The sequence below is a fragment of the Collinsella sp. TF09-1AT genome (assembly GCF_003436895.1).
In the GTDB taxonomy this organism is placed as follows: domain Bacteria; phylum Actinomycetota; class Coriobacteriia; order Coriobacteriales; family Coriobacteriaceae; genus Collinsella.
Map to the genome: position 1 here is coordinate 236,184 of NZ_QSRC01000003.1, position 19,404 is coordinate 255,587.

17 protein-coding genes are annotated in these 19,404 nt (G+C 56.7%); 5 read left to right on the forward strand and 12 right to left on the reverse strand.

All coding sequences use genetic code 11. The features are described 5' to 3' along the window. The first annotated feature begins 32 nt into the window (after window positions 1-32). Window positions 33-911 carry a LysR family transcriptional regulator gene (locus DXC90_RS04200; protein ID WP_117734888.1) on the forward strand — a complete coding sequence of 293 codons (879 nt, stop codon included), beginning with the start codon at window positions 33-35 and terminating at the stop codon, window positions 909-911. 236 nt (window positions 912-1,147) lie between these two features. Here the strand turns inward: DXC90_RS04200 and DXC90_RS04205 are convergent, their stop codons facing one another. The 3 genes from DXC90_RS04205 to DXC90_RS04215 are packed head-to-tail and all read right to left on the reverse strand — an operon-like array spanning window position 1,148 to window position 5,403. Beyond that, window positions 1,148-3,067, reverse strand: coding sequence for an ABC transporter ATP-binding protein (locus DXC90_RS04205; RefSeq protein WP_117734889.1), 1,920 nt, complete (start codon window positions 3,065-3,067; stop codon window positions 1,148-1,150). Continuing rightward, the gene (locus tag DXC90_RS04210; protein ID WP_233502153.1) at window positions 3,060-4,904 is read right to left on the reverse strand and encodes an ABC transporter ATP-binding protein; all 1,845 of its coding nucleotides are present in this window, start codon (window positions 4,902-4,904) and stop codon (window positions 3,060-3,062) included. The genes DXC90_RS04205 and DXC90_RS04210 overlap by 8 nt, the downstream gene beginning before the upstream one ends. Continuing rightward, window positions 4,897-5,403 (reverse strand): MarR family winged helix-turn-helix transcriptional regulator, encoded by a 507-nt coding sequence (locus DXC90_RS04215; protein WP_117734890.1) that lies wholly within the window; start codon window positions 5,401-5,403, stop codon window positions 4,897-4,899. Before DXC90_RS04215 ends, DXC90_RS04210 begins: the two co-directional genes overlap by 8 nt. A gap of 548 nt (window positions 5,404-5,951) precedes the next feature. On the opposite strand from DXC90_RS04215, the gene DXC90_RS04220 reads away from it, so the two are divergent. Both DXC90_RS04220 and DXC90_RS04225 read left to right on the forward strand, forming a co-directional pair. After that, the gene (locus tag DXC90_RS04220) at window positions 5,952-6,776 is read left to right on the forward strand and encodes a PfkB family carbohydrate kinase (protein ID WP_117734891.1); all 825 of its coding nucleotides are present in this window, start codon (window positions 5,952-5,954) and stop codon (window positions 6,774-6,776) included. After that, the gene (locus DXC90_RS04225) at window positions 6,769-7,098 is read left to right on the forward strand and encodes a TIGR04076 family protein (protein ID WP_199406610.1); all 330 of its coding nucleotides are present in this window, start codon (window positions 6,769-6,771) and stop codon (window positions 7,096-7,098) included. Before DXC90_RS04220 ends, DXC90_RS04225 begins: the two co-directional genes overlap by 8 nt. Before the next feature lie 161 nt (window positions 7,099-7,259). On the opposite strand, the gene DXC90_RS04230 is transcribed toward DXC90_RS04225, so the two are convergent. From DXC90_RS04230 to DXC90_RS04270, 9 genes are all read right to left on the reverse strand, one after another. Continuing rightward, complete coding sequence (locus tag DXC90_RS04230) at window positions 7,260-7,706, reverse strand: low molecular weight protein-tyrosine-phosphatase (protein WP_117734892.1); 447 nt, start codon at window positions 7,704-7,706, stop codon at window positions 7,260-7,262. Between the two features lie 161 nt (window positions 7,707-7,867). Next, window positions 7,868-9,073 carry a site-specific integrase gene (locus tag DXC90_RS04235; protein ID WP_199406611.1) on the reverse strand — a complete coding sequence of 402 codons (1,206 nt, stop codon included), beginning with the start codon at window positions 9,071-9,073 and terminating at the stop codon, window positions 7,868-7,870. Between the two features lie 72 nt (window positions 9,074-9,145). Further along, the gene (locus DXC90_RS04240; protein ID WP_117734894.1) at window positions 9,146-9,751 is read right to left on the reverse strand and encodes a hypothetical protein; all 606 of its coding nucleotides are present in this window, start codon (window positions 9,749-9,751) and stop codon (window positions 9,146-9,148) included. 63 nt (window positions 9,752-9,814) lie between these two features. Next, complete coding sequence (locus tag DXC90_RS04245; RefSeq protein ID WP_255413363.1) at window positions 9,815-10,264, reverse strand: Rep family protein; 450 nt, start codon at window positions 10,262-10,264, stop codon at window positions 9,815-9,817. A 239-nt stretch (window positions 10,265-10,503) separates the two neighbouring features. Next, the gene (locus DXC90_RS04250) at window positions 10,504-11,448 is read right to left on the reverse strand and encodes a hypothetical protein (RefSeq protein WP_147326604.1); all 945 of its coding nucleotides are present in this window, start codon (window positions 11,446-11,448) and stop codon (window positions 10,504-10,506) included. A 447-nt stretch (window positions 11,449-11,895) separates the two neighbouring features. Beyond that, window positions 11,896-12,111 (reverse strand): hypothetical protein, encoded by a 216-nt coding sequence (locus tag DXC90_RS04255; protein ID WP_117743463.1) that lies wholly within the window; start codon window positions 12,109-12,111, stop codon window positions 11,896-11,898. A gap of 154 nt (window positions 12,112-12,265) precedes the next feature. Then, window positions 12,266-12,589, reverse strand: coding sequence for a hypothetical protein (locus DXC90_RS04260; protein WP_117734898.1), 324 nt, complete (start codon window positions 12,587-12,589; stop codon window positions 12,266-12,268). Between the two features lie 360 nt (window positions 12,590-12,949). Beyond that, the gene (locus DXC90_RS04265; RefSeq protein ID WP_117734899.1) at window positions 12,950-14,488 is read right to left on the reverse strand and encodes an ATP-binding cassette domain-containing protein; all 1,539 of its coding nucleotides are present in this window, start codon (window positions 14,486-14,488) and stop codon (window positions 12,950-12,952) included. 824 nt (window positions 14,489-15,312) lie between these two features. Next, a complete protein-coding gene (locus DXC90_RS04270; RefSeq protein ID WP_158550216.1) occupies window positions 15,313-16,062 on the reverse strand; it encodes a MurR/RpiR family transcriptional regulator in 750 nt (249 codons plus the stop codon). Between the two features lie 298 nt (window positions 16,063-16,360). Between DXC90_RS04270 and DXC90_RS04275 the strand changes: the two genes are divergently transcribed. Together DXC90_RS04275 and DXC90_RS04280 are read left to right on the forward strand one after the other, a co-directional pair. Beyond that, a complete protein-coding gene (locus DXC90_RS04275) occupies window positions 16,361-17,686 on the forward strand; it encodes a 6-phospho-alpha-glucosidase (protein WP_089573127.1) in 1,326 nt (441 codons plus the stop codon). Between the two features lie 82 nt (window positions 17,687-17,768). Further along, window positions 17,769-19,331, forward strand: coding sequence for a PTS transporter subunit EIIC (locus DXC90_RS04280; RefSeq protein ID WP_117734901.1), 1,563 nt, complete (start codon window positions 17,769-17,771; stop codon window positions 19,329-19,331). Window positions 19,332-19,404 lie beyond the last annotated feature (73 nt).

Consider the following 19,404-nt stretch of genomic DNA (forward strand, 5'->3'; position numbering starts at 1 on the left):
TGTGGCCGTACGAGCGAAAACGGAGAGACGACGTGTACGATCGACGACTTGAGGCCATTTCGGCCGCCGCGGAGCTGGGAAGTTTCTCGCGCGCCGCGGCAAAGCTGCGCGTGTCGACGCCGGCGCTCGTCAAGCAGGTATCGGGGTTCGAGGCTGAGTTCGGCATTACGCTGTTCGAGCGTTCGCATTCGGGCGTCAAGGTGACGCCGGCGGGGGCGCTGCTGGTCGACGATGCACGCTCGATCATGCGCCAGTCCGAGGATGCCCTGCGCCGTGCCCGACGCGCAGCGGGCGATGGCGGCGCGGTGCGCCTGGGCGTATCGATGATGTGCCCAGGCCGTCAGACGCTTTCGATGTGGACGGGCGTGCACGAGTTGGAGCCGTCGTTGCGCTTTGAGATCGTGCCGGTGAGCGACCTGTACGACGAGCGCGAGACCGTTATGCGCAGCTTGGGCCGCGAGGTCGATGTGGTGCAGTCGAGCTTTTCGACCCCGCGCTGGGGCGATGCGTGCCAAAAGCTCCTCATCGTCAACGTGCCGTTTTATATCGATGTGCCTCGCACGAGCCCGCTTGCGCGTAAGAGCCGCATCACAGTTGCCGACTTGGAGGGCATGCGCCTGCGCGTGCTGCGCCACGGCAACGACGCCATGGACAATCTGCGCATCGACCTTTTGGCCGACGGCGGCGTGGACGTGATCGACGTGGACAGCTTCGACTTCGCACTCTTTAACGAGGCCGAGGAGAAAGGCGACGCGGTACTCACCTGCGGCGCGTGGTCGGGCGTGCATCCGGCCTTTGTGGGCGTGCCGTTCCTGTGCGGCCGCGAGGTGCCGGTCTATCTGCACTACCCGCTCGAGCCCACCCTCCAAGTACAAAAATTCGTCAACGCCATGGCCCAACTCCTCAAGTAGTTAATTTGTGTGACAAAGGGACAGTCCCTTTGTCACACAAAACGAGGCCCTGGCCAAACGGCCAGGGCCTCACTAACCTTTATTCCGTTTTAAACGACGGGCTGATCACGCGTAGGAGGGTGCCCCGTGGACGGCGGTGTATTTCCTCCGCGCGCAGTTTCGCAGCGCAGCGAGAATGTTTGAGCACGGAGGAATTACCCCGCCCGCCCCGGGGCACCCTCCGTCAGTAGCCGGTCCTACTCGAGCTCAAACGCACCCGTATACAGCTGATAGTAATACCCGCGCTTGGCAATCAGCTCGTCATGGTTGCCGCGCTCGATGATGCGGCCGTGGTCCAGGCAGATGATCGCGTCGGAGTTGCGCACGGTGGAGAGACGGTGCGCGATGACAAACGTCGTGCGACCCTCCATGAGCTTGTCCATGCCCTCCTGCACGATGGCCTCGGTGCGAGTGTCGATGCTCGAGGTGGCCTCGTCCAGAATCATCGCCGGCGGGTCGGCGACGGCGGCACGTGCGATTGAAATCAGCTGGCGCTGGCCCTGCGAAAGCTGGGCGCCATTGCCGGTGAGCATGGTGTCGTAGCCGTCGGGCAAGCGGGTGATAAAGTCGTCCGCACCTGCGAGCTTTGCCGCCGCGATGCATTCGTCATCGGTGGCGCTCAGGTTGCCGTAGCGGATGTTGTCCATCACGGTGCCGGAGAACAGGTTTACATCCTGTAGTACGACGCCCAGCGAACGGCGCAGGTCGGCCTTGCGGATCTTGTTGACGTTGATGCCGTCGTAGCGAATCTTGCCGTCGGCGATGTCATAGAAGCGGTTGATGAGGTTGGTGATGGTCGTCTTGCCGGCACCGGTGGCGCCGACAAACGCGACCTTCTGGCCCGGCTTGGCAAACACGGACACGCCGTGCAGCACCTCGTGGTCGGGCGTGTAGCCAAAGTCGACGTTGTCCATGACCAGGTCGCCGCGCAGTGGTACGTAGTCGATCTCGCCGGTCGCGCGGTGCGGATGCTTCCACGCCCACATGCCGGTGTGGTGGTCGGCCTCCTCGAGCTGCCAGGTGTCGGGGTTCACCTGCGCGTTGACGAGCGTCACGTAGCCTTCGTCGGCTTCGGGTTCCTCGTCGATGAGCTCAAAGATGCGGTCGGCGCCGGCGAGGCCCATGACCACGGCGTTGATCTGCTGCGAGATCTGGCCGATCTGTCCGCAGAACTGCTTGGTCATGTTAAGGAACGGCACCACGACGGCGATGGACAGCGCCATGCCCGAGATGCTCAGGTTGGGCACGCCCAGTGCCAGGAAAATGCCGCCCGCCAGTGCGACCAGCACGTAGAGCAGGTTGCCCAGGTTCATAAGGATGGGCATGAGGATGTTGGCGTACATGTTGGCCTTCTGGGAGACCTCGAAGAGCTTTTCGTTGCGCTCGTCAAAATCGGCCTCGGCGGCAGACTCGTGGCAGAACGCCTTGACGACCTTCTGGCCGTTCATGACCTCCTCGATATGGCCCTCGACCACGCCGAGCTCGGTCTGCTGTGCAATGAAGAAGCGCGCGGAGTTGGAGCCGAGCAGCTTGGTCATAAAGGTCATAAAGGCGACGCCGGCGATGATGACCAGGCACATCCACACGCTGTAGTACAGCATGATAAAGAACACCGTGACGATGATGATGATCGTCATGAGCAGGTTGGGCAGCGACTGGCTGATCATCTGACGCAGCGTGTCGATGTCGTTGGTGTAGTGGCTCATGATATCGCCGCGCTGGTGCGTGTCGAAGTAGCGGATCGGCAGGTCCTGCATGCGGTTGAACATCATCTCGCGCAGCTTCTCGAGCGAGCCTTGTGTGACGATAGCCATGGCGCGGTTCCAGAAGAGCGAGGACAGGACGCCGACGCCGTAGATGCAGGCGAGGGTGGTCACGAGCTGTGCGATCTTGGGCTGCGCGGCTTCCCAATCGCCCGACTGCCACGATTCGCTAATAATTTGCAGGGCGCTCTGCAGGAAGGTCGCGCCGATGGAGTTGATGATGGCGCAGAGCACCACGCCGGCGACGACGAGGGGCAAAAGCACAGGATAGAAGCCAAAGAGCGTCTTGATGAGGCGCGACATGGTGCCGCCCTTGCGGTTGAGCGCGCGCTCGGCGGTCGTTGCCTTACTCATGTGCCTCGCCTCCTTCCTGGGTCTGAGCTTGCGTTGCGGTCATGTCGGTGTTGTCTGCCGCCGTGTTCGCGTCGCCAGAGACGTTGTCGGCGTCTTGCGTACCTTCGGCAGACATCTTGTTTTGCGAGGTAAAGGTCTCTCGGTAGATCTCGCTCGTCTTGAGCAGCTCTTCGTGGTTGCCGATCTGTGCGATGCGGCCACCCTCCATGACGATGATGCGGTCTGCGTCCTGCACGGAGCTGATGCGCTGGGCGATGATGAGCTTGGTCGTGTTGGGCAGATAGCTTGCCAGGCCTGCGCGGATTTTGGCGTCGGTCTTGGTGTCGACGGCGCTGGTGGAGTCGTCCAGGATCAAGATCTTGGGGCGGCGCAGCAGGGCACGCGCAATGCACAGGCGCTGCTTCTGACCGCCCGAAACATTAGAGCCGCCCTGTTCGATCCAGGTGTCGTAGCCCTTGGGGAAACCGTCGACAAATTCGTCGGCGCAGGCCAGATGCGCTGCCTCGCGGACTTCCTCGTCGGTGGCGTTCGGGTCGCCCCAACGCAGGTTCTCGGCGATGGTGCCGCTAAACAGCACGTTTTTCTGCAGCACCATGGCGACCTGGTGGCGCAGGGCGTCCAAGTCGTAGTCGCGCACGTCCATGCCGCCCACGCGCACGGTGCCCTCGGTGGCGTCGTACAGGCGGGCGATGAGGTTTACGAGCGTGGACTTGGCCGAGCCGGTGCCGCCGATGATGCCGATGGTCTCGCCGCTCTTAATGTGCAGGTCGATATCGTCGAGCGCCTGGCGCTTCGCATGCTTGGAATACTTAAAGCTCACGTGGTCAAAGTCGATGGAACCGTCGGCAACCTCGAGCACGGGCTCGGCGGGATCGGCGATCGTGGGCTCGGCGGCCAGCACCTCGGCAATGCGGTGTGCCGATTCGTCGGCCATGGTCACCATGACAAAGATCATCGACAGCTGCATCAGGCTCATGAGAATCTGGAAACCATAGGTAAAGGTCGAGGAGAGCTGGCCCACGTCGAACAGCGTGCCCTGGCTCGTGATGATGAGCTTGGAGCCCAGGTAGATGATGACGACAAACGCGCCGTTGACGCAGATGTTCATCATGGGGTTGTTAAAGGCGAGCAGCTTCTCGGCGCGGGTGAAGTCCATCTGGACGTCGCGCGCGGCGGTCGCGAACTTCTCCTTCTCAAAGTCTTCGCGCACATAGCTCTTGACCACGCGCATGCCGGTGACGTTTTCCTCGACGGACTCGTTAAGGGCGTCGTACTTGTGGAACACGCGCGAGAAGATGGGGCGCACCTTAAAGATGATAAAGAACAGCCCAAAGCCCAGCAGCGGAATGATGACCAGGTAGACCATGGCAACGCTGCCGCCCATGATAAACGCCATGGTAAAGGCGAAGATCAATACCAGCGGCGCGCGCACGGCGATACGGATGATCATCATAAAGGCCTGCTGCACGTTGTTGATATCGGTGGTCAGGCGCGTGACGAGCGAGGAGCTCGAGAACTCATCGATGTTGGCAAAGCTGAACGTCTGGATCTTGTAGAACAGGTCGTGACGCAGGTTCTTGGCGAACCCGCAGCTCGCATGGCTGCAGGTGACGCCGGCAGCGGCGCCAAAAGCAAGCGACGTCAGCGCGATGAGCACCAAAAAGCCTGCGGTGGGAAGCATCTCGGCTACGGTGGCACCGTCTTTGATGGCGTCGATCAGGTTGGCGGTGATAAAAGGAATCAGCATCTCGCAGAGCACCTCGCCAAGCACGAGCAGCGGCGTGGCAACGGTGACTTTCATATAGTCGCGGATGCTTCCCATGAGGGTTTTAATCATCCAGTTCCTCCCAGGTTACACGGATTTTCTCGAGCATTTCGGCGAGGTCCTCGCGCTCGTCATGGGTGAGCGCGCTAAAGGCCCGTTCTCTAAAGCGGATGCGGGCCGCCTGGTCGATGCGGGCGTTTTCCCGGCCGGTTTCGGTCAGACGAATGGTGAGTTGCCGTCGATCCTTGGGGTTACGGCTGCGTTCAATGAGGCCGTTGAGCTCGAGCTTGGACAGGATCTCGGAAAGCGACCCCGGCTTGAGGTCAAAGTGCATGCCGAGTTCCTGCTGCGACATCTCGCCGCCGGGCTGCTTGGCCAGCAGGCAGATGATGGGCGCCTTGCCGGACACGCCTCCGCCATGAAAATGCATGTAATGGCCGCAAAAACCCAGGCCGCTCAGGATGCGCTTGGCGAGCTTGTCTTCGCCGTTAACTGCTTCGGGCACGTCTGCCGGCTCCGAAGGATCGCCGCCGGGCTCATGCGGGCGAAGGTTAAGGGGTTCATCGCACATGAATTCGTATCGCTCCTTTCTTTAGTTAGGTAGTGGAATTGTTTTGTGCCTAACTAATCTAGGAGTGCCACACAAGAATGTCAAGGTACCAAACTTATTTAGTTACGGCGCCGCAAAACATCGGGGTAGTCGTTGGGGACGTTCTTAAACGACTAGTCGTTGGGGACGTTCTTGTTTGACTAGTCATTTAAGAACGTCCCCAATGACTAACTTCAAAACTATGCCGGATTACGGGGCTGAACTGCGGATTGTCGACCATACCGAAATTGGTAAAAAGAAAACCGCAGGTAGAAGGCTTGCTATGATTTGAAAATAGAGGGTGTGGTTGACTCATTCAGGTTCAGCCCCGTAATCCGGTGTAGTTTTGAAATGGCACTGAATGAGTGGCGGCGAATGGGCCGCAATGAAGCAGGCTAGCCCCTCGTTTCCGAAACCTTTCCGCAACAAACTGTCCTCCACGGCGCAAGCTTTCGTCCGTAGCGTTCCCTGCGCTACACTTAGTCGCACTGTGGCGCTGCTGCGCCGCACCCGAAACAAGGGAGACCCTCATGAAGAATACTCAGCTGCTGCTGATTAACGATATGTGCGGCTACGGCAAGGTCGCGCTTTCCGCCATGCTGCCGGTACTGTCGCACATGGGCTACCGTATCCATAACCTGCCGACGGCGCTCGTTTCCGACACGCTCAACTACCCCAAGTTCTACATCCACGACACCACCGAGTACGTGCGCCAAAGCCTCGCTATCTGGGAGGAGCTCGGCTTTGAGTTCGACGCCATCTCGACCGGCTTTATCGTGACCGAGGAAGAGACGCGTATCATCTCGGACTTTTGCCACCGCCGCGCGCAAAAGGGCACCAAGGTATTCGTCGACCCCATCATGGGCGACAACGGCAAGCTCTATGCCGGTGTGCCCGAGTCCACGATTGGCCTTATGCGGCACCTGCTTGAGTGCGCCGACTACGCGGTGCCCAACTACACCGAGGCCTGTCTGCTCACCGATACGCCCATTGCCGAGCAAATCACGCCGGATGAGGGCCGCACCCTTGTGGACGCCGTGCGCGAGCTGGGTGCCAAGTCGGTGGTCATTACGAGCGCCGTGGTCAATGGCACGAACGCGGTTATCGGTTACGACCATGTGGCGGGGGAGTACTTCACGATTCCCTTTGAGCTCATTCCGGTCTATTTCCCGGGCACGGGCGACACGTTCTCGGCGGTGCTCGTCGGCCGCGTTATGGCAGGCTGGAGTCTGCAGCGCGCGACGTCCGATGCCATGCGTGTGGTGGCTGAGCTTATCGAGCGCAATGCCGACCAAGAGGACAAGTCGGCCGGCCTGCCCATCGAGGCCTGCTTGGACGTGATCGACCATGAGTAACGCTGGCGAGGACGGCGTCAAGCCTGCGGGCGAGAACAAGCCGCTCGGCGCGCCGCGTGGCAAGCGTCCGCGTATCCGCGTGAGCTGCGTGGACCAGCTGGGTGCGTGCCGCTGCCACCATGGTCACAAGCCGGGCGACGTCTTTGACTTTGACCGAGACCGCGGCAAGATGTGCGCCATGGCCTGCCATGTGGGCTTTCCCTATATTGATATCCTGCGCTATGGCGGAACCGTGCCTGGCAACGAGCCTGGTACGGCAAAGTTCTGCTGCCCCGAGGTCGACACCCTCAACGTCTGGCTCGCCGAGATCGTCGACGAGTAATCGAGCGTGGATTTTCTCCCGCCGAGATAATGAGCGTGGATTTTCTCCCGTTTAGAGCGCACTTGAACGCTCAAAGTGGGAGAAAGTCCACGCTCGATTTATATGCGGGAGAAAATCCTCGCTCGCTGCATGTCGATGGTGCGGTTCGTGTGCTCGCGAGCCTACAGTTGTTCGAGCATAGCAGTGCAACCGTCGAGCACGTCGCGGTAGGTGGCATCGAAGTTGCCGGTGTACCAGGGATCGGCCACGTCGCCGGGGCGCTCGGTCCAATCGAGCAAGCGCGTAATCTTGTCGTCGGGGTCGTCGCCAAAGATGCGACGCAGGCCGCGCGCGTTCTCAGCATCCATATAGACAATGTGATCCCAGTCGCCATACTCCGCGCGGCGCACCTGACGCGCGCGGTGGGCAACGACGGGAATCCCGACTTCGCGCAGCTTGGCGACCGTGCCATGATGCGGCGGGTTGCCGATCTCCTCGGTTGAGGTCGCTGCGGAATCGATGACAAACTCCGCCTCGCGCCCAGCGCGGCGCACGAGCTCGGTAAGCACCGACTCAGCCATCGTCGAGCGACAGATGTTCCCATGACAGACAAATAGGATTTTGCGCATTGGCTAAAACCTCTCGAATATCAGAGTTTTCGCAGATAATCGCACTGCTTTTTGATTCCTCGTCAAGGACAGAATATCAAATTGATTCATAAATGAGCGGATTATTCTTCTTTCCAGCGTCGTAAGAATTGTCGTAAAGAACGAGGGTTTACGACTTGTTGTCACAATGTTGACCGTCCTTTGCATCCAATTTTCAGCATATCCTCTCTGACGTCGTCGAAATCAAGATGGGTGTATGTGTTAAAAGTCACGTTGATGTCGGAGTGGCCCATGATGCATTTTAGCTTCGCAGGGTTCATTCCCCTGCGTGCCATCTTCGAGCAGAAGGTATGTCGGCAGACATGTGGTGTGATTTTGGGAAGCTCATCCTTGTAGATGCGATTATGTTTCTCTATCGCGTGGTGGAAGTACTTCTCCCAGTGCAGGGCAACACGCGGCATCTCGTTTTTATCAAGAAACAGAAAACCGCTAACACCGTCAACGACCGGCTCACTCGAAGGCTTTAGACGTTGCGCAAGGATACTCCTGAAACACTCTGTCACGGCTTGAGTTATGGGAACATAGCGGATCCCGCTCTCCGTCTTGGGACGTTCGATGTAGTATCGCATGTTGCTGGTCCGCTGAAGTTGCTTGTTTACCCGAATGCTTCCGTTTTTGAAATCAAGGTCTTCGACGGTAAGACCGCAGAATTCAGAAATGCGCAGGCCCGTATTTAGAAGGATGTAGATGGCGTCACGATAGCGGTGAAAGTGTTCATCGCCCTCCACGAAAGCAAGAAATCTGCGTTCTTGGTTAGTGGCCAAGGCCTTGCGTGTAACCATGTCGTTTGTCAGTATCGTTGCGAGCTCGAAATAGAAGGGATTTCGGCGAATCAGGCTGTTCTCCTCTGCCAGTTGAAACGCCGGTCTCAGAACACCACGGATGCTATGGATTGTGCTATAGCGCTTGCCGTGGATTTTTTGCAGGTTGATGAGCCATTCCTTGGCATCAAGGGAGGTGACACCGCATATTCGTCGCGAGCCGAATTCATCTGTAGCAAGAAAATTGAGGATTGTCTTGTAGGCGGCTCGAGTGGATTGTTTCACGGCAGTCTTTGTTTCAGTGTAACGAGATGCGAGTTCGTAGACTGTCATATTGTTCGGCGCGACCTTATCAAGCAGATCGCGCTGGATCTCATGCTCCAACGCGCGCAAGCACGGACTGGCTTTCTTCCCCTTCGGAGTTAGATCATGAGTTGTCAAGGTCCACGAGTAGACGCTCCGCGTTTTACCTCTTGCATCCACATACTTGAAGCAGTAACGGCCGTTTTTTCTCTGGCTTTCCCCGCGTCTGAGGATTCGCCCTTTGCTGTCTTTTCTCACAGTCACTAGCAGGCTCCTTCCTGTTCAGAAAAGAGCCCCGATGCGATATTTCAAGATTATCGCACGGGGCCCGATTGGTTAAGCTGTCAAGTGCGAAACGGTGTCGAGAAGCTCTTTATAAAGAGCGTTGGCGCAGGACGAGGGGGCGAGTCCTCGCGCATAACTCGAATATGGGTTTGTACGAGAGGAACCTTCGACCGGCCAGTATCCGTCGAGATCGTGCCTAAACTCAGAGAGACAGATCTCCCTCGTCTGCATCTCCGCAACGACGGAGAGGCGCCTCTCAAGTTGACCAAATCCGTCGACATCGTTTTGCGGACGATAAGTCGCGGATCGGCGCATCTGTTCTCCATAGAATTCCAAAGGGCTGTAGGGCGTCGTGACGATTACGAGATCGGCGGCTATCGCTTTGTCGGAATATCGGGACGGTGCCATCACCTCATGCTCCATCGCATAGGGATCCGTGATGCGAAGCAGGTCGGCGTAGGGGATGGATGAGGGACGAAGTTCGTCAAGAATCACCGTGTGCTTGCCCTCATACCCCTGAAAGATGTCTCTCGTAGATCCAGAGACGAAGAACGGTTCGCCCTTCCGCTTCGCATAGAGCTTTGCGAGGGTGGACTTCCCCGTTCCAGCAGGCCCGAAGATCCAAACTGATTCCACCCTTCTTTCGCCCTTGAGCATCAACCCCCGCCATTTCCGGGCCTGAACCTGAAGGCGGCGTGCATAAACGTCTTCGATCTGACGCTATGTCCGGGCATATTCGGATCCGGAGAGCTGAGAGATCAAGGACTCCTTGTCGATACGACCTTCGAGAAGGTCATCGAGAAGGACTTTGACGCTGCTATGGGACCTCGTTCGAGCAACGCGCGACTCAATAGAAGCAAGTAGCGCTGGGTAATCGAAATTGGAGCGCACGATTTTGGGGTCGTACTGATGCTTGGATCGTGCGCCATCCGTTCTGTGGCACAGGTAGGAAAAACCGTTTTCCACACCTGCCTTCCAAGCCTCGATGCGCTCAGGTTTATCTCCAAGGAGCTTCGCGATGCTATTGAGCGAGCGCGGATTCTGGAACTCCATCATCACGTGAAGATGCGCGGCTACCGGACGTCCCGCGTCCGTCGTGTCGCTGTCGTGCACGATGCCCGTAGCGCTCCGGGGCGAGTGTTTCGATTCTTCGGTACATTTCGTCCACAAGACGGGGCAGGTGATCGAGCTGCTGCTCGTACATCATCGCGCGGGTCTTCATGGGCAGAGAATTGGTCATGGTTCCGAGTCCTTTCTCGTAAATGAGCTATTTCGGGACGATTTTGGAACGCGCCCGAGGGTGCGCCTTGGGATAACAAGCCCCCCAAGGCGCATAAATGAGCAGAATTTCAAGTAATGGAACAATCGACGGGGTCCGCTTTTGCTGCGCGAAGCGGACCCCGCGGTGGTTATTCTCTGAAGTGCAGGTCAAGGAGCCGCCCAAGCTCGCGGTACACGGGGAAGTCCATGATCGGAAAATGCACAAAGCCGATGCGGTCGTGCGCCCCGTCCGTACTGCTGAACCAAGCGTCGCCCGGGGAGAAGGTGCGAGGTGCACCGAGGTCGAGCAGGCGTTCCGCGCCCCATATGAGCCGCGCCTCGGGAAGCGTCGGCTTGAAGAGGACGCGGGTGCTGCACGCCGAGCGCAGCATCGACGGCAAGCCCCCCTCCTCAACAGACGCCTCGGCGATCGAGATGATGGCGTAGCAGCCCGCGCTCGCCCCCATCGTTACGATGCGCTTCACCAGCCCATCAAACGTCGCGAGGCAGTAATCGGGGTCCTCCTTGCTCACGCGCTTGGGAAACAGCGTGCGGAGTGCCACGTACTCATCCATGAAGAGAAGCGAAACGTGAAGCCCCGCATCCCACCAGTGCACGGCGTCTCCCGTCTCTGTCGACCTGTCGTTGAGGAAGCTCTGTCGCTCTTTGATGCTGTCGGCGAACCGTGATAACGCAGACAGGATTGCGCGAGCGTCCCCGTCAGCATTCAGTGAAACCACGCGAGGAAGTCGGGAGAGCTCGGCCTGCTTGGGGTCTATGATGAGGACTTGCGATCCGTGTCCGTCAGGACCAGCCAACAGGGCTTGGAGCAAGAGGGCGATCACGCCCGTGGTCTTTCCAGCGATGAGCATGGAACCGGAGGTGCGGAGGTCGATGCTCGTGCCGTTTTGAACGCGGAATTCGTAGGCGTTCGCCGGGCACAAATCCTCGACACGCGATGCCTTGATCTCTCGATGCAACGTCACATCTTCAAGAAAGAAGGTCACTTGATTGCATGCGACGTCTGCTTCGGCAAGTACGACGGCGTAGCGGGAGAACCTTCCGCGAAGTCGGGAGCTAATGCTAGGTCCCATCTTCGATATTTCTTCTGCCGTTGAGGATGAGGTTGAGATGGCGAGCTCGAACTGTCCAGGAGCCGTCTCTTTGCAAGAGATGTCGGGAAGAAGCTCGCCTTCTCGCAGGTGTAGAGGATTCCCGTAACGTGGATCAAAGAGCCCCTTCCTAATGCGTGCATGCAACCGTGTTGATTCAGATAGCATGACGTAATGTGTGATCCCTCCCGCAAACAACATGGTCCCAGCGAGGCTAAGAGTGGCCGCTGCGGAGGTAAGGTTGCCGCCAAACGCCACCACCGTACTGGACTCTATGGTGATGGGCGCAAGAATGGTGTTCACGAATAGCCCGATGCAATAAACGCACGCGGCGACCGCAAATAAAGCGACCCCCAGCACACAAAGCTTTGCGCTGGGGGTCGAATACACGATCGCCGGTGCGCCACTGGAGTAACGCACCACAATCACCTAGCCCTTCGCGGGGATGACGGTAATGCCGTCCGCCGTGATGGACAACTGGTTGCGATAATCACCGTAAACCTTTGCGACCACGCCGGTGGGAATGACGTGCTGATTGACGGGAATCTCGATATCGTTCGAAACCTTGATGGAAAGCTTCTCGAAACGATTGCTGACCACCTCGCCTTCGTTTTGGTGATACTGCGTGTTATCGGTTGTGATCACCACGTCGATCTTGGTGCCGCGATGCTCTTTGGTGTTTTAATCAACCCATTTACCACCTCCGACACAAAGGAAACGCTTGCCTTTCGCAAAAGCTTCCCAATCGAACTTCATAAACTGATTCAATTTCCTCATACTCGAACTCCTCTCAATCCAATTATTTGCTGACTCCGCGTTGCGGCTCGCCGTGGACATCGAGATAGAGGCGCAGGACGTTGCGCAAGATCTCCTCGACATTTCTTGTTGCGGCATGAAGATCATCGTCCCCAAACATTGCCCCATGGAGCTTCGTGTGGGCACAAAGAATCTGGCGATACATGACGCGAGAGAACATCTCTTCGGCCTTCAGGGCATGTCGAACAGCTCGTTCAGAACAAGTCGGCATGCTCGCCGAAGACTCCTTTATAGACGACATTGCCGTACTGGTTGTTGAGATGGAGCCGCATTCAAACGGTCCGCGCATGATCTTCGGTCGGGTCATACACACCTCTTTCCTAAAATTGGATATTACCGACGATTCGTCAATCGTCATCGAGCACTCGGTGAGCACATCATGCCATAAGCTTCTGAGCTGGGATTATTTCGCAAGGACCTGTCGTTCTCGACGTCCTCTGATGAGAAGAAGTGGGGCGTAATGATGACAAAGTATTCAATCACGGAACAAACACAATTTAATAATCACCCAGATGGGGCAAATATGGACATCCAGATATTGAATCGTCGGTATCGTTGGTGTCGCTGAGCCTTCAGGCTGAGGGGATGGGCCATTTGCGCTGAGTTGCTTGCAAAACGGGGGAGGGGATATCAGAAGAAGGCGGCTTGCAGAAGACATGCCTGAGCGCTAGAGGAGGGGCTGACCAATAGTGTGCTCCTCTTCTGGGGCCAAATCCAAGCGGAGGGGGCATGAGGCCGAGAGGAACTGCTCGTCATGGCTCACCAAAACAAGCGCGCCGGGAAAGGCGGAAAGCGCTCGCTCGAGTGCCTCCACCGAGTGCAGGTCCAGGTGATTCGTGGGTTCGTCCATGACGATGATTTCGGGGGCATCTAGTATACCGCGGGCGAGCATGAGCTTCCGCAGCTCCCCCGGGCTGATGTTCTCGCCGGACAATATTCGTTCGGGATCCGAATTGAGTTGCGCAACGATCGAAAGCAGGGCTCCACGTTCGGCTTGGGGCAGGTCCTTGATTTCCGAGAGGAATTCAATTGAGGATGAATCGTCGACTTCCTGAGGGATATACAGCGTGCGAATGTCCAATCCCGTGGCCTTGCGGCCTTCCAATATCTCCAGGATATGCTTGACCAGTGTTGTTTTCCCCGCTCCGTTGGGGCCGCTTATGCCCAGATGATCGGTATTTCCCAGATAAATCTCGGGAACCCGCAAAGATTGCCTCGGGCCGCACGGTATGCAATCTGAGCTGACGTGAATCAGTGTTTTGCGCGGGCTGGGTTGCGCTTCCATCCACAAGGTGCTTTCGTAGCGCTTTTCGACATGGTGGGCGTCGACGGCGGCTTGCGCGCGCTGGATTCGGGAGTCCATGCGCGAAGCGAGCTTGCCCGCAACGCCGTCTCTGCCAGTGAGAATGGCGAGTTTGATTCGTGCTTTCGCGTCGTGATCCTTCGGATCGACATGACGGGCGCTTCTCTTGGATGCGGACCGTGAGGCGTTTTCAACGCGCCTGATATACTCAGCCCTCATGCGCTTTTCTTCGGATCGCGCAATCGATTTGGCCCGCGCCGCGCTTTCGCGCTCCAGATTCGCCTGCGAGCGAGCTTGGGAGTAGTTGCCGGGGCGCATGGTGACGTGCCCCGACTCAAAGCACAGGCAGTCCTTTGCCAAGGAGTCGAGCAACGCACGGTCGTGCGAGACGAGGAGGCCAATACCCTTGTACTCGGCGAGTGCTTTGCAAATCTGCCTTCTGCATTCTGCGTCCACATGGTTAGTCGGTTCATCCATTGCCAGAAGATCGGGATTCTGCCAAAGCGCGACGGCTATTTGAATTTTCTTCTGCTCGCCACCGGAGAGCTCGGAAAAACGCCAGAGCATATCATCGGTGATGCGGAGCATCCTTCTGAGGTGCGTGGTCGCCGGGGCGAAGTCGCACGCAAAATCGAAGAGCATGGGCGGTTCGACTCCGGCTTCTTGCGCGCAATATGCGGAGACGAGACGCGGTGAAACGACGCCGCGATCTGGAATCAGAAGTCCGCACGCAATGCGGACGAAAGTTGATTTCCCGCACCCGTTGTCTCCGACGATGCCGTGCCAGCCGGGGGCAAATGTCGCCGACACGTTGTCGAGTGCGGGCATTGCGCTGCCAGGATATGCATAAGTAATATGGGAAAGAACGAGGGTGGTGGAGCTGTTCAAATTGGTTCTTGACATTGTGCCTCCTCGGCATGGGAGGCCGCGTTTTGCCGCATATGCTCTGATTGGCTCGTTCCGACCAACGTGAACGCCCGTCGACTCGAGTCAAGCTGAAAGAAAATGAGTCGACGGCAATGCTCGCAAAGGTAGTGTTTAGGATATACGAGGATCAGTGAAAAGACGATACGACAAATGTGCAGCCAGATTTATTCTTGGATAGATGGCAATTTGCAAATTGGCGTCGATATGTATCGTCTACAGCTTCACGAATCCTTTTCCTTTCCGGGGCGCTGGCTTGGCATATGGGCCTGCGCTGAATTCTTCCGTAGAGTCTAACAAAGCAATAATGCGGACGCAAGGAGGCGTTGCGTCTGAAAGCACGCCATTGCGTTGGACGCTTGAAGGGGTTTGCAAGTCGATTGAAAGAATACTAGTGCATCCGCTTCTTGTAACTAGCATGCGATGGTGGTCGTCGTGAATGTTGAGCGAGGTCATCGACTTGATTTTTCTGGTGTTTGAGATATTAGCTTTCGCGATTTACCCTCCAAATTGCAGAGGTTTGAGACGACCGGAAAGGAATGCTTATGCTCGATTCTCCGTTCTTCAGCTACTGGGGAAAGGCGAAAGGAGTTGCTTTTCTCCATCACGGCAATATCGCATTGGGGCTCAAAGTCGTAAAAACGTCGTAAGGTACGCGATATGGTTCGCCGGGATCCTAACTAGCTAGGCATTTTTCTGAATCTGCAGATATTCCCATGACAGATAAACAGTACGTGTTGCATAGAACGATACCTTTCATATAGGAGGCTGCTAAAGAGCCGAAGCCGGGCGCATGCCAAGTTTTATTTCCTGGCCAGTTTGAAATAGCGCTCAAATATCAATTCGAAAACGTAATAGAACATTAATCGACTGTCGAGGTCCATGCTGCCCAAGCGGATTTCTTTTTGCACGGTGTAGATAGGGTAGTCGGCTAGTTTCGAGAGAGAATTTCGAGAAAAGCCGGTGAGTGTGACGACCTTGCATCCGCGCGTTTTGGCTATCGATGTAGCGTCAATAGACACCTGCGTCTCGCCGCTTACGGAAACGCTGAAGACCAGGTCGTTTTTGCCAAGCAGTTCTGCGTAGTGCCTCATGACGTGGCGTTCACTGAGCGTATCGGTATTCTTGCCCATTATTTTGAGCTTTTCAGCCATCTCGAGGCACGGGTATTTCGAAAAGCCCGAGCAGAAGAACACGATATGCGAGGCGTCCTGGATAAGGCTCACGACCGAGTCGATGACCCGGTCGTTAAGCAGGTCTTTGGTTTGTACGAGCTGGGTGTCGAGCGGAAGTGTCTCGATAGTGAATCGATTGCGGTCGAGCGAGGCGGAATACGATTGTTTGAGCTCCGTAAACCCCGAGAAGCCAAGCTTATGGGCAAGCCTTACGATCGTGTTGGGAGCGACAAAGAACCGTTCAGCAACGCTCTTAAGCGTGACATCGTCAATATCGTCACGCAGCTCGATGATGTAGCGCATGATCTTGCTTTCGAGATCGTTGAGCTTGCTCTCGCCAGCTCGCACATGATCATAAAAAGATTCTTGATCTTTCATAAGATGTTTCAGCCCCTCGCACCTCGTCGTATATATGGTACCGCTTTGTGTTGCCAGGTGAGAAATCGGTAATCGGTCAAGATTGCCTATTACCCATGAGCTGGGCAAACGTACGTGTCGGCCTACACATATCTGTGTCGTGAACGAAATCATGTGTCCCCGTTTCGCATTGACCTGCGCAGGGGCTTGCAAATGAGCTCAAGTCGCAAAATATCAATCGAAACGAAGCAAGCCGAGGACAACCGCGGAGCCCAAGGTCTTCGAGAACACCGATCAGCCAACCCTGGAGGGACGGAACATGAAGGATAAGCTCAATATTGTGATCGTTGGCGGCGGCTCCACGTGGTGCCCTGGCATTCTTAAAGCCCTGACCAAGCACATGGACATTCTGCCGCTGAACCGCGTGATGCTCTATGACATCGATGCCGAGCGCCAGCGTCCGATCGGCGAGTTTGGTAAGATCCTCTTCGCCGAGGAGGAGCCCGGTGTGGAGTTTGGTTACACCACCGATAAGGACGAGGCATACACTGACGTTGACTTTGTGCTCTGCCAGATTCGTACCGGCGGCTACGAGATGCGCAGCAAGGATGAGAAGATTCCGCTGCATATGGGAATCATCGGCCAGGAAACGGTGGGCCCCGGCGGCATGGCTTACGGTATGCGCTCCATGCATGACATGGTTGAGATCGTCAACGACGTTCGCGCTCATAGCCCGGAGGCGTGGATTATCAACTACACCAACCCGGCTGCTATTGTGGCATATGGTCTCGAGCGCGTTCTGCCCGATGAGCATCGCGTCCTCAACATCTGCGACCAGCCTGTCAACCTCATGCGCTCTTACGGTCGCCTGCTCGGTCGCGATATGAGCAAGACGGAGCCCGTGTACTTTGGCCTCAATCACTTCGGTTGGTTCAAGCACATCTACGATGAAGAGGGTCATGACCTCGTCCCGCAGATTAAGGAGTACACGGAGAAGAACGGCTTCCTTCCTGCCGATGCCGAGCAGCGTGACCAGTCCTGGCTTGATACCTACGCCATGGTCAAGGACATGCTCGAGGACTTCCCCGACTATCTGCCCAACACTTATCTGCAGTACTATCTGTATCCCGAGTACAAGGTCGCTCACCTCGACCCCGACTACACACGCTCCGATGAGGTTATCAACGGCCGTGAGAAGCGCGTGTTCGCCGAGTGCGAGCGTGTTGCCAAAGTCGGCACCGCAAAGAACTCCTCGGTTGTGCAAAACGACGCTCATGGCGATATGATCGTGGAAATCACCTCGGCCATTTATCGCAACACCAACAAGACCTTCATTGTCATCGTGCCCAACAACGGCATTATCGAGGGGATGCCCGATGACGCCATGGTCGAGGTCGCGGCAAGCGTGGGCGCCAATGGCCCGCAGCCCTATGCTGTTGGCAAAATCGGTACATTCTATCGCGGCCTTATGGAGAACCAGTACGCCTATGAGCGCCTGACTGTTGAGGCTTGGATGGAGGGTTCCTACGAGAAGGCTTTGCAGGCACTCACGCTTAATCGTCTGGTCGGTGATGCTAAGAAGGCTCGTAAGGTGCTCGACAAGCTCATCGAGGCGAACAAGGATTATTGGCCGGAGCTTAAGTAACTAGTTCCATATCGCTTGATAACTGTTATGGGGCGTGTGGATTGTAGAGCCGCGCGCCCCGTTTCTTTAAGAGGGGTATCCCATGAACAAAGATGAGCTGCTGGCAAAGTTCCAGCGCCTGGGCAAAGTCCTCATGACGCCCGTGCTGATTCTGCCAATTGCCGGCATCCTCCAGGGCTTTGGCAATGCCTTTACCAGCCCCACCCTTACGGCAGCTGTTCCCTGGCTTGCTGCTCCGGGCTTTGCGATTTTCTTTTCGATTCTCAAGGCCGCAGCCGGCATCGTTATGAACAACATCCCGGTTATCTTCTCGATTTGTCTCGCCTATGGCTTCGCCAAGTCCGAGAAGGCTACCGCGGCGCTTTGTGGCTTTTTGGGCTACATGTGCATGAATTCCGTGATGGGCACGTTCCTTACGGCGACTGGCGTTATCGATCCCGCGAATCTTACGACGGGCCAGAGCACGATTCTCGGTATCACCACGCTCGACACTGGTGTTATCGGCGGTCTTCTGGTGGGTGCAATCGTCGCATGGTTGCATAACCGTTACTACAAGATTGAGCTGCCTGCCGTGTTCTCCATCTTCAACGGTACGCGCTTTATCCCGGCGGTGACGCTGCTCTCATGCAGCATCCTCGCATTGGTCATGTCCTTTGTTTTCCCGTTTATTCAGAACGCTCTCGGCGCGCTGTCCGAGTTCATCAAGACTACGGGTGCCTTTGGTGCATTTGTCTACGGCGCCGGCGAGCGCATGCTCCTGCCTTTTGGCCTGCATCACTTTGTCTATTTGCCGTTCTTCTTCACGTCGCTTGGTGGCGTCGAGACCATCGACGGCCAGACTGTTCAGGGCGCTATCAATATCTACAACGCGATCCTAGGCTCTCCCAGCACGCCGTTTAACATCGAGGTCAGCCGTTTTGTCATGAACGGCAAGGTTATCTTCGCCATGTTCGGCCTGCCCGGCGCTGCACTCGCCTTCTACAAGACGGCGCTTCCCAAGAACAAGAAGAAGACCGCAGCGCTCATGATTGCCATTGTGGTGCCTTGCATCCTCTCCGGCATTACCGAGCCGCTCGAGTACTCCTTCCTGTTTATCGCGCCCATCCTCTACGTGTTCCACGCTCTCATGGCTGGTCTTGCCTATGCGCTGACCTATGTCCTGCAGTTCAACGTGGCTGGTTCCGCGTCCTTCGGTGGCCCGCTCTTGTCGTTGATCTTTAACGGCATTATGGGTGCAGCCAAGGGCTCCAACTGGCAGGTTATCCTGTTCCTTGGCCCCATCTACTTCGTGGTGTACTACTTCGTCTTCAAGTTCATCATTCTTAAGAAGGACCTTAAGACCCCTGGCCGCGAGGAAGAGTCCGACGACGAGGCCGAAAAGGCTCCCAAGACCGTGATCAGCGACCTCATTCCCGCCATCGTTGAGGCAGTGGGCGGCGACAACAATATTAAGTCTGTCGAGGCCTGTTTCACCCGTCTGCGCATCCAGCTCAATGACTGTGACAAGGTGGTTGATGACGCTGAGTTTACCGAAAAGCTTGAAGCGCGTGGCATCGTGCATGTCAACGGCGGCGTGCAGATTGTCTACGGCAACATGGCATCTAACTACGCAACTCAGATGCGCGAGCTGCTGGGTATGGAGTAAACGACTCAACCACACGATCAAGATTAATACAGGTCGGCGTCCGATTCTTCAATCGGGCGCCGACCTGTGCTGT